The organism is Pseudomonas sp. PDM13 (assembly GCF_025685765.1).
GTDB lineage: Bacteria > Pseudomonadota > Gammaproteobacteria > Pseudomonadales > Pseudomonadaceae > Metapseudomonas > Metapseudomonas solani.
Window position 1 is genome coordinate 1 of the sequence record NZ_JAOTQU010000056.1, and the last position, 1,832, is coordinate 1,832.

The 1,832-nt window shown below is 65.0% G+C and carries 1 protein-coding gene; it reads left to right on the forward strand.

Annotated features, from left to right (window positions below; translation table 11 throughout):
- The coding region (locus tag OEJ36_RS30365; RefSeq protein ID WP_263404651.1) for a phospholipase effector Tle1 domain-containing protein at positions 1 to 1,832 on the forward strand (1,832 nt) is incomplete at both ends.

Genomic DNA, 1,832 nt, shown 5'->3' on the forward strand with positions numbered 1-1,832 from the left:
GGCTATTTCATCCGCCGAGGCGACAAGACCAGTTGTGGCGGTGTGGTGATCGAGGCGGACAACCTCGTCAACATGTTCGGAATTGCCCACGCTCGAATGGGGGACCGCGTCACCTGCGGCAAACACCCGGGCATCTACACGATCATGGGAGGGGTCTCGTTCATCCAAAGCAGCGGTCGGTTGGTGGCGGGCAACCTGGACAGCATCAGCAGTTGCCCCTGCCGCGCCACCTTTATCCCCACGCTGTACGACGCGGTCTACCGCAAAGAGACCACTGCCAGCCCGAACGCAGCACGCGCCGCTCCCGCTCTGGCTGCAGCACCGCTTGCCGCCGTGCGCCCTGCAGGCCTTCCGCCCAGGAGCAACCAACTGGCGGAAAAGACGGCAGAGGAAGAACAGGAGGATGTCGGCATCACGCTGCGCCTGGGTCTGTTCTTCGATGGCACCGGTAACAACCAGGCCAACTCGGCACTCACCGAACAGTGCAGGCGCGAGGATCGCCAGCAGTTCGACGAAGGGGCACTGAGCGCCATCATCAGCCACTGCGCCCGCTACGGTTACCGCGACCCGGACGAGGGCGGTTTCTTCCGCAAAGTGCCTGACGACAGCTACGGCAATGCACCGAGCAATGTGGCGCATCTGAGCAGGCTATATCAGGACAACACGACCATACGCTTGGGGCCAGAAACCGATATCGGCTACGTTCCGGTGTACCTGGAAGGCATCGGCACCACCAGCGGCGGGTCGGACTCCGTGCTGCCGGCCCAGGCCAGCGGGCGGGGCGATACCGGCATCCTGCATCGGGTGGCACAAAGCCCGGATCAGATCAGATCACAGATACGCCGCTTCCTAGAAACCAGCCCAGGCATCCAGATCCGTGCGCTGGAGTTCGATCTCTTCGGTTTCAGTCGTGGCGCGGCGGCAGCTCGGCACTTCGCCAACGAAGTACTCAAACCCGATGGAGGCCTGCTGGCCAAGGTGCTCCAGGCCGGACGGTTCGGCCTGGCCTCGAGCTTCGACTGGCACCGCGATACCCGCCTCAACTTCATCGGCCTGTTCGATACCGTGGCGGCAACGGTCGACCCGCTGCGGGGCGACTGGAGCCCGGCCAACGCCGACAACCCCGGCATCAACCTCTACTTGCCGCCCGGCTGCGCATGCAAGGTGGTCCAGCTGGTGGCAGGCTCCGAGCGGCGCTGGAACTTCGCGCTCAACAGCGTGGCCCCGCACCACCAGGAAATCAGCCTGCCAGGCGTTCATTCGGATATCGGTGGCGGCTACCCGCCGCTGATGGAAGAGCGCCTGCTGGCCTCCCAGCCCCTGACGGCAACGGAACGCCCCGGCCAACCGCTGGACGCCACCCCGGCGTGGCTGGAGGCCCAGCACGAAGTCAGCCGCCTCCAGTCCCTCGGCCTGCCCGGCGATGGCGAAATCCGGATCAATGCCTGGCCGGTCCAGGGCACCCACCCCGATCAGGAGCGAACCGGCCTGCAGGCCCTGGTCGGTGTCGTGCTACAGCGGAAGGTGCGTGGCGAGTTGTCGCGGGTGGCCTTGCGCGCCATGCGTGAGCTGGGGGTGAAGCATGGCGTGCCGTTTAAATCTCTGCCCTCGACACCTGAATTCGCCATTCCGGATGACCTTGCCCCCATTGCCGAGAAAATCCTCTCCTATGTACAAGGTGCCCCGTCCCAGCTGAGCCCGGACGACCTGCGCCACCTGTGGGCACGCTACATCCACCTGTCCGCCCACTGGACGCCGAGCAAGGGGCTACTGATCAGCAAACCCGCGCCCAACCAGCGGCTGGTCTTCAACAACAAACCGCAAGCGGGGTA